Here is an 8120-nt window from a genome sequence, read left to right on the forward strand (position 1 = left end):
TTGCCATGAAGAGCCTTTTAGCTCTGCTACTGCTTAGCCTTTCCTTTGCCTTCGCCCAGTTAAGGGTGGTTGCCACTTATCCATGGATAGGAGAGCTCGTAAAGGAGATAGGAAAGGACAGGGTAAGGGTGCATGTGATAGCACGCCCAGATGAGGATTTCCACTTTGTGGTTCCCAGACCCTCTCACATAGCAAGGATGAGGGATGCAGACCTTGTGGTTATAAACGGTGCAAGCCTTGAAATAGGATTTTTGCCACCCCTTCTCCAGCAGTCTAACAATCCAAAAATCCAACCCGGAAGAGCAGGCTTTTTGGACCTTTCTCAGTTCATAAACATTATTGAAAAGCCAGAGAGGGTCTCAAGGGAGATGGGGGATGTGCATCCAGAGGGAAATCCACATTATGTTTTTGACCCTCATAACATACCCATTCTTGCAAGGGCTATAAGGGAGAAAATGTGTGAGTTAAACTCAAGAGATTGTTCCTTTTACAACGCTAACCTTGAAGACTTTCTTAAGAGGTGGGACGCAAAGTTAAAAGAGTGGGACGAGGGCTTTTCAAAGCTCAGAGGTCTAAAGGTAATACAGTGGCACAAGACTTATAACTATCTTTTTAACCGCTATGGCATTCAAAAGGTGGGGACAATTGAACCTCTACCCGGCATACCACCCACTGCAAGGCACTTAGACAACCTTGTGCAAAGCTCAAAGGGTCAAGGAGTAAGGTATGTGATACTTGAAGGCTTTAGGAAAAACGAGATGAGAACCGCACAGAGGGTGGCAAACAGCATAGGTGCAAAGGTTGTAGTCCTTCCCAACGATGTGGGCTCTGAAGGTGTGAAAAACCTCTTTGACCTCTACGATGTAATCCTGAGGAGACTTTCTCAATGATTCTTGACCTTTTTCTTTCCAGTTTTCTGCTCTCTGTGGTGCTTGTGGGTATTCATGCCTACTTTGGAAGGGAAATAGTCAAAAGGGGGATAATCTTTACAGATATAGCGGTCGCTCAGTTCTCTGGAGTGGGTATTGCCTTCTCCCTTATTGTCTTTCATGGTGAATATACCTACGCCTTTTCTCTAATTTTTGGTCTTTTTGCCAGTTTTTTGATAGCTATTTCTCAAAAACTTAAGGAATACTCAGAGGCTTTTATTGGACTTTTGTATGCCTTGGGCTTTTCCTTGACGGTTTTGCTACTTTCCATGTCCGCTCATGGCATGGAAGAGCTAAAAAAACTAACCGCCAGCGATATTCTCTTTGTTAGTATGGAGGAGGTAATAAAAACCGCAGGCATATATACGGTTTTAGGAATCCTCCTGTATCTGAGAAGGTATATCAGTGGTATACTTCGTGAACTTTCCTTTTTTGCTCTCTTTTCCATAACCCTTGCCAGCTCTGTAAAACTCGCAGGGGTGCTTGTGGTGTTTTCTCTGCTTGTCTCTCCTGCCCTCGTTTCCCTACTGCTTGGTCGTGGTCTTGTCTTTGCGTGGATTTGGGGAAGTCTCTGGAGCTTTTTGGCTATAGCTCTTTCCTTCTGGCTTGACCTTCCCACAGGCTACAGCCTTGTGTTTTTGCAAGCTTTAGTGGGTCTTATGACCTTCTTTTACAGGCTACTTGTTAGTAGCTACTTCCATGCGGGTTCATAAAGCCAGAAATACTCTTCCCTCTCTGGTCCTGTGGAGAGCATAACCACTGGCACTTTAAGGTATTCTTGGATGAAGTCAATATACTCCAAAGCCTCCGAGGGCATAGTAGATAAACTTCTTGCACCTCTTGTATCCTTGAGCCATCCTTTAAAGGTCTTATAAACAGGCTTTACTCTTTGAAGAAGACTTAAGCTCGCAGGAAAGTGGTCTATCCTCTTGCCGTCCACCTCGTAAGCCACACAGACCTTTATCTCCTCAAAGGCATCCAAAACATCAAGCTTTGTTATTATAATGCCATCAAGACCATTTACCTCCACTGCATGCCTTAGAGCAACAAGGTCAAGCCATCCACAGCGTCTTGGTCTTCCTGTGGTTGCTCCGTATTCTCCACCCCTTTCCCTGAGGAGCTCACCCGTGGCATCTTTTAGCTCTGTAGGGAAAGGACCTTCTCCTACCCTTGTGGTGTAGGCTTTTGATACCGCCCAGAAGTTTGCCTCTGAGAAATACTTTGGTGGAAGCCCCGTGCCGTTGGAAAGTCCAAGTGCAGAAGCGTTGGAAGAGGTCACGTAAGGATAAGTTCCCATATCTATGTCAAGCATTGTGCCCTGTGCACCTTCAAAAAGCACCCTTCCTCTAAAGTCCAAAATTAGCCTCGTGGTGTCTATCACCCTTTCCTTGACCCTTTTATAATACTCCATAGTTTTTTCAAAAATCTCTTGTGCATCCAACCTATGGTTTTCACAGTATACCTTTTCGCATAGGTCGGAGACAAACTCAATGTTTTCCTTTATAAGCTGGTAGGTCCTGTCTGGGTCTTCAAGGTCGCAGACCCTTATACCCTTCCTGCCATACTTAAACATATAAGAAGGTCCTATACCCCTTAGAGTAGTCCCTATTTTGCCCTTTTTCTCAAAGAGAGAGTCAAGGACTTTATGGTAAGGAAGCACAATATGTGCCCTATCGCTTATGTATATCCTATCCCATACTTTCAATCCCTTCTTTTCAAGTTCTTCTATCTCCTTTACCAAAAGCTCTAAGTCTACCACCATACCCTGAGCAACCACGCCTATGGCTTGCTCGTGAAGTATACCAGTGGGTAGCAAGTGTAGGACGAACTTCTCTCCTCCTACCATTACTGTATGACCTGCGTTGCTCCCACCCTGATACCTCACCACCATGTCAAAGTCCGCAGAGAGCAGGTCTACCACCTTGCCTTTCCCTTCGTCACCCCACTGAGCACCAAGTATAACAAGGTCTTTTCTCATCCTACCGCTCCTTGAAGCTCTTCTACCTTTTCCCTGATAGCTTTGAGCAGTTCTCCTATCCCCCACCCCTTTACCGCAGAAACCACCACAGACCTACTTTCCATAAAGGCAGGCTCTGTGAGATACTTTATGTCTTCTTCCTTTTCTACCACCTTGTCCGCCTTGTTGAAAACGTATATTACAGGCTTTTCCTCCGCAGATAGGTCCTTTAGTATTTGCTTGACCACTTTGACCTTTTCAAGCCAATTTTTGTCTGAGATATCTATCACATGCAAAATTATGTCCGCCTCTTGAACCTCTTCTAAGGTAGCCTTAAAGGACTCTATAAGCTCAGGTGGTAGCTTTCTTATAAAACCCACCGTGTCCGTGATAAGGACCTTTATGTCAGGGAACAAGAGCCTTGCAGAGGTAGTAGTATCAAGGGTAGCAAAAGGCATATCCGCAATCAGGGTCTCTCTGCCTGTTAGGCTTTTCATAAGGCTGGACTTTCCCACGTTAGTGTAGCCCACCAATGCTACCTTTACCACCTTTAGGTCTCCTGAGCTTTCCCTTCTTTTTCTCTGCTCTCTTCTTTGCCTTTTTATGTCCTCAAGCTCCTTCTTTATTTGCTGTATCCTCTTCTTTATCCACCTTCTCCTTATTTCTGCCTCTTGCTCACCAGGACCCCTTGTTCCAACACCACCACCAAGCCTTGAAAGTTCCTTACCTTTTCCATAGAGCCTTGGAAGCTCGTAAGTGAGTTTAGCCAACTCCACCTGTAGCTTAGCAGTCTTTGACCTCACCCTACGAGAAAAAATCTCTAACACCAAGTCCGCCCTATCCATTATCCTTTTGCCTATAGCCTTCTCAAGGTTTGCCACCTGAGAGGGACTAAGAAAGGCATCAAATATAACCACATCTGCGCCAGTTCCCTCCGCCACCTGTCTTATCTCCTCCACTTTGCCCGCACCCACGTAGTATTTCGGGTCTGGATGGCTTTTCCTCTGAGTTATGTATCCAAGACAATGACCCCCTAAGGCTTTAAGGAGCTCCTTTAACTCCTGGAGGGATTCTTTGCTCTCTTGCTTGCTGTTTTCTATAAGGCTTACAAGAATGCTTTTCATTAACCCCCTTGCACTATGGTGCTTATGGCATGCTTGTATATAAGGTTAGGCTCACCCTCTACCTCAAGTAAGAGGGTATACTTATCATGGTCAAGCACCTTGCCCGTTATCCTGTTTCCTCTGGTAAGGAAAACTGTTACCGTAACTCCTTTCTTTTTAAGCTCCTCTATGTATTCGTCCTGCACGCTTGTATTCTTCTCCATAAACATCCTATCCAACCTCCAATATAAATTATATAAACTTTTTGCATCAGTCAAGATACGTAAGTGCTATAATATAAGAGGGAGGTAAAAATGCTACTTATTATAGTCCTTACACCTTTACTCCTCTTGATAAATGGCTGGGCTCTTTCTCCACTGGGTTGTCTGAAAAGGCTTGAGGCTATGGAATATCAATCCGCAATAGTATACTGCGAGAAGAATGACTTTATAGAAGCACTAAACTCCTACCAAAGAGCTGTAGAGCTCTACAGAGATATATGATTCTAAACTTAGCCTTAGCTCAGATAAACCCTCTTTTGGGCTCTGTAGAAGCTAACATAAGTAAGATAAAACTACTCTCAGAACAAGCTCAGGAAAGAGCTCATATGGTCATATTCCCAGAGCTTGCCCTATGTGGCTATCCTCCAGAGGACTTGCTTTTGAGGTATGACTTTATAGAAAGGTGTATGCTTTCTCTTGAGGAGCTTGTGGAGTTTTCCAAAAACTTATCTTCGGTGCTTGTTTTTGGCATGCCTTACTACGATGGAGACCTATATAACGCTCTTGTGGTGGTAGCAGAAGGTAAAATCCTCGGAGTCTATAAAAAGACCTTTTTGCCTAACTACTCGGTCTTTGACGAAAAGAGATATTTTAGGTCTGGTAGAGAACCTTTGGTGGTTGAGATAGGAGGAGTAAAGGTAGGCTTTTCTGTGTGTGAAGATATCTGGCATCCCGACGGGTGGGAAAGGTTCTATGCCCTTTCAGGTTGTGAGGTGCTGGTGAACATAAACGCATCCCCCTACTACAAAGGTAAGTATGAGTTTAAAGAAAACTTTCTAAGAGCAAGGGCTCAGGACAACATAGCCTATGTGGTCTATGTAAACATGGTGGGAGGACAGGATGAGCTGGTTTTTGATGGCAGGAGTATGGTGATAGACCCAGAGGGTAAGGTTATTGCAAGGGCAAGGGCTTTTGAGGAAGACCTGCTTTTTGTAAGTCTTGAGGTGGAAAGGGTCAAAAGGAAAAGGCTCTTGGACTTAAGACTAAGGGAAAAGGGAGTGGACAATCCAAGTGTGAATGCTTTTATACCTGCTCAGGAAAAAGCTCTGTGTGAAGTTAGAGTGGAAGTAAGTCCAAGGGATGAAGAGGAGGTCTACAAGGCTCTCCTCTTAGCCATAAGGGATTACGTGGAGAAAAACTCCTTTGAAAGGGTTGTGCTTGGCTTGTCTGGTGGTATAGATTCCTCTTTGGTTGCCTGTCTTGCGGTGGATGCCCTTGGTAAGGATAGGGTTGTGGGGGTTTTTATGCCATCGGAGTTTACATCCTCTGAAAGCAGGGAGGATGTTTACGAGCTTTCTAAAAACTTAGACATTAGTTTACTTGAATATCCTATAAAAGAAGTCTATAGGACATACTTGACACTCTTGGATTCTAAGGAGCTTTCCATAGCAGAAGAAAACTTGCAAGCACGCATAAGGGCTAACATACTTTTTTATCTTTCTAACAAATATGGCTGGCTTGTGCTTTCTACTTCCAACAAAAGCGAATCTGCGGTGGGCTATTCTACTATATATGGAGATATGGCTGGGGGCTTTGCTCCCATAAAAGACCTATACAAAACATGGGTCTACAAACTGGCAAGATACAGAAACTCCATAAAGCCAGACATACCAGAGAGGGTTTTGTTAAAACCACCCACTGCAGAGCTAAGACCCAATCAAACAGACCAAGATACATTGCCACCCTATGAGCTACTTGACCAAGTTTTGGAGCTACACATAGAGGAAGGTATGGGGCTGGAGGATATAGTAGCTTTGGGCTTTGATAGGGAGCTTGTCAAGAAGGTTCTTAGAATGGTAAGAAGGGCAGAATACAAAAGAAGACAAGCACCCATTGGTCCAAAGCTAACAAAAAGAGCCTTTGGAAAGGACTGGAGAATGCCTATAAGCGGTAGCTACTAAAACCTGTAGAGAAAACCTGTTAAAAAACCATAATCTGGCTGTTCTTGGTGTTTGTTAAGGCTTTTGTGCACTCCAAAGCTCAGGTCTATGGATTTTGTGGGATGCAAGAGAAAGCCCACTAAAAGGTGTGTGTCCTTGTTTGAAACCTTATGCTCTGGTCTGATATACTTTATCTCTCCACCCAAGGTTAGCCACTTAGCAGGCTTACCATAAAGATGAAATATCACTCCGTAAGCATCCCTCAAGCCTTCCACATGTGAGGACTTTATATATACAGCGTTGAGGTTAAGAGTAATGTTTCCTACGTCCTTTTCCGCTATAAGGTTTACGTTGGCAGTGGTCCTTCCATAGCCTATGCCCTCCTTCCCTGTGTCAAGGTTTAGCTGGACCCTATAGCCTGCTCTCCAGCCCTCTACTTCAAAGGGTATGTGCTTTATGAAAATTCTCAGGTCATCCGCACCACTTAGCCTTTGACCTTCTTCCTTTAGCTTCACATATGGCTGGATGACCGCAAGGTCCATATTTTTGAGAAGACCCGCTTGAAACTGAAAGTCCAGCACCTGCCTTCTTGCACCACTGTAATACTTGAAGTTGGCGTAGTTCGTCTCAAACTGAAAATTCCCTAACCCTCCCAGAGTGCCCGCATCTTCCGCCTCAAAGGGAAAAAAGGCAAAGCTAAAAGAGGGTATAAACAATAAAAGCCACTTTTTCATGGTAAAACCTCTTTTATGGTTTTAACGAAGTTTTCCAATTCCACTTAGAAAATTCTAACACTTCTTTGTTAAAGAAAGTTTAAGAATGCTAAACTATATAGCTATGTATGTTATGGAAACCTACAAAAGGCTTCCTGTAAGGTTTGTCAAAGGCGAAGGAGTATATTTGTATGACGACCAAGGTAGAAAATACCTTGACTTCCTTGCGGGCATTGCGGTAAACGTCCTTGGATACGCAGACCCAGAACTTACAAAAGCCATATGCGACCAAGCACAAAGCCTTTTGCACATCTCCAATCTCTTTGAAAATCCTTGGCAAGAAGATTTGGCAAAGGAGCTTGTGGATAGCTTTTGGACTTCTGGAAAGGTCTTTTTCTGCAACAGTGGTGCGGAGGCAAACGAAGGAGCTATAAAGCTCGCAAGAAGATACTTTTACGAGAAGGGTGAGAAAAGATACAGGATTATCACCTTTTATAGCTCCTTTCATGGGAGAACCTTTGGTGCCATGTCCGCAACCGCACAGGAAAAGATACAAAAGGGCTTTGAGCCACTCCTTGAAGGTTTTGACTATGCGGAGCTAAACAACTTTGACTCTGTTTTAAAGGCTCTAAAGAAAGAAACCGCCGGCATAATGCTTGAGGTTATACAGGGAGAGGGTGGCATAAGGGAGGCTGAGGGAGAGTTTTTGCAGAAAATTCAAGAGCTATGCAGGAAAGAGGGTCTTCTGCTTATAGTGGACGAAGTCCAAACGGGCATAGGAAGGACTGGTAAATTCTACGCCTACGAGCACTACAACCTACAACCAGACATAATAACCCTTGCAAAAGGCTTGGGTGGTGGAGTCCCCATAGGTGCGGTGCTTGCCAAAGATGAGGTCGCTAAGGCTTTTAGGGCAGGCTCACACGGTTCTACTTTTGGTGGAAACCCCCTTGCCTGCAGAGCTTCTATGGTGGTGGTTCGCAGGGTAAGGGAGCTCTTACCACAGGTTCAAAGGGTGGGAGAATACTTCAAGAGAAAACTCCAAGAGCTTGGAGTGGGAAAGGTTAGAGGCAAAGGTCTAATGCTTGGTTTGGAGCTTGAGAGAAACTGCTCCGAGCTTGTGCAAAAAGCACTTGAAAAGGGTCTTGTGATAAACTGCACCGCAGAGAAGGTCTTGAGGTTTGTCCCACCCCTTATAGTTGAGGAAAAACACATAGACCAAGCCATTGAGATACTAAGGCATATTCTTTAAGGCTT

At 44.3% G+C, this 8120-nt stretch carries 9 protein-coding genes; 5 read left to right on the forward strand and 4 right to left on the reverse strand.

The window, feature by feature from the left end:
- The first annotated feature begins 5 nt into the window (after positions 1–5).
- Positions 6–890, forward strand: coding sequence for a zinc ABC transporter substrate-binding protein (locus WKI49_03000; GenBank protein ID MEJ7621472.1), 885 nt, complete (start codon positions 6–8; stop codon positions 888–890).
- Complete coding sequence (locus WKI49_03005) at positions 887–1642, forward strand: metal ABC transporter permease (protein MEJ7621473.1); 756 nt, start codon at positions 887–889, stop codon at positions 1640–1642. The genes WKI49_03000 and WKI49_03005 overlap by 4 nt, the downstream gene beginning before the upstream one ends.
- Here WKI49_03005 and WKI49_03010 read toward each other — a convergent pair.
- The 3 genes from WKI49_03010 to hfq are packed head-to-tail and all read right to left on the reverse strand — an operon-like array spanning position 1621 to position 4219.
- Positions 1621–2907 carry an adenylosuccinate synthase gene (locus WKI49_03010; protein ID MEJ7621474.1) on the reverse strand — a complete coding sequence of 429 codons (1287 nt, stop codon included), beginning with the start codon at positions 2905–2907 and terminating at the stop codon, positions 1621–1623. The two genes, WKI49_03005 and WKI49_03010, sit on opposite strands and share 22 nt — an antisense overlap.
- The gene (hflX, locus tag WKI49_03015) at positions 2904–4010 is read right to left on the reverse strand and encodes a GTPase HflX (GenBank protein ID MEJ7621475.1); all 1107 of its coding nucleotides are present in this window, start codon (positions 4008–4010) and stop codon (positions 2904–2906) included. Before hflX ends, WKI49_03010 begins: the two co-directional genes overlap by 4 nt.
- Complete coding sequence (gene hfq, locus WKI49_03020; GenBank protein ID MEJ7621476.1) at positions 4010–4219, reverse strand: RNA chaperone Hfq; 210 nt, start codon at positions 4217–4219, stop codon at positions 4010–4012. Before hfq ends, hflX begins: the two co-directional genes overlap by 1 nt.
- A gap of 84 nt (positions 4220–4303) precedes the next feature.
- Here hfq and WKI49_03025 point away from each other — a divergent pair, with 84 nt between their 5' ends.
- Complete coding sequence (locus WKI49_03025) at positions 4304–4492, forward strand: hypothetical protein (protein MEJ7621477.1); 189 nt, start codon at positions 4304–4306, stop codon at positions 4490–4492.
- Entirely contained in the window at positions 4489–6171 is a 1683-nt protein-coding gene (locus tag WKI49_03030) for an NAD+ synthase (protein ID MEJ7621478.1), read from the forward strand. The genes WKI49_03025 and WKI49_03030 overlap by 4 nt, the downstream gene beginning before the upstream one ends.
- On the opposite strand, the gene WKI49_03035 is transcribed toward WKI49_03030, so the two are convergent.
- Positions 6168–6884: a hypothetical protein gene (locus WKI49_03035; protein ID MEJ7621479.1), complete on the reverse strand. Its 717-nt coding sequence runs from the start codon at positions 6882–6884 to the stop codon at positions 6168–6170. The two genes, WKI49_03030 and WKI49_03035, sit on opposite strands and share 4 nt — an antisense overlap.
- Before the next feature lie 103 nt (positions 6885–6987).
- On the opposite strand from WKI49_03035, the gene WKI49_03040 reads away from it, so the two are divergent.
- Complete coding sequence (locus WKI49_03040) at positions 6988–8115, forward strand: aspartate aminotransferase family protein (protein MEJ7621480.1); 1128 nt, start codon at positions 6988–6990, stop codon at positions 8113–8115.
- Positions 8116–8120: the final 5 nt, after the last annotated feature.

Source organism: Aquificaceae bacterium (assembly GCA_037722135.1).
Taxonomy (GTDB): Bacteria; Aquificota; Aquificia; order Aquificales; family Aquificaceae; genus Pampinifervens; species Pampinifervens sericum.

What these genes read in the sequence shown, in the direction of transcription:
- WKI49_03000 (MEJ7621472.1), top strand. Translation starts at nt 6, where the DNA reads ATGAAGAGCCTTTTAGCTCTGCTACTGCTTAGCCTTTCCTTTGCCTTC.
- WKI49_03005 (MEJ7621473.1), top strand. Translation starts at nt 887, where the DNA reads ATGATTCTTGACCTTTTTCTTTCCAGTTTTCTGCTCTCTGTGGTGCTT.
- WKI49_03010 (MEJ7621474.1), bottom strand. Translation starts at nt 2,907, where the DNA reads ATGAGAAAAGACCTTGTTATACTTGGTGCTCAGTGGGGTGACGAAGGG.
- hflX (MEJ7621475.1), bottom strand. Translation starts at nt 4,010, where the DNA reads ATGAAAAGCATTCTTGTAAGCCTTATAGAAAACAGCAAGCAAGAGAGC.
- hfq (MEJ7621476.1), bottom strand. Translation starts at nt 4,219, where the DNA reads ATGTTTATGGAGAAGAATACAAGCGTGCAGGACGAATACATAGAGGAG.
- WKI49_03025 (MEJ7621477.1), top strand. Translation starts at nt 4,304, where the DNA reads ATGCTACTTATTATAGTCCTTACACCTTTACTCCTCTTGATAAATGGC.
- WKI49_03030 (MEJ7621478.1), top strand. Translation starts at nt 4,489, where the DNA reads ATGATTCTAAACTTAGCCTTAGCTCAGATAAACCCTCTTTTGGGCTCT.
- WKI49_03035 (MEJ7621479.1), bottom strand. Translation starts at nt 6,884, where the DNA reads ATGAAAAAGTGGCTTTTATTGTTTATACCCTCTTTTAGCTTTGCCTTT.
- WKI49_03040 (MEJ7621480.1), top strand. Translation starts at nt 6,988, where the DNA reads ATGTATGTTATGGAAACCTACAAAAGGCTTCCTGTAAGGTTTGTCAAA.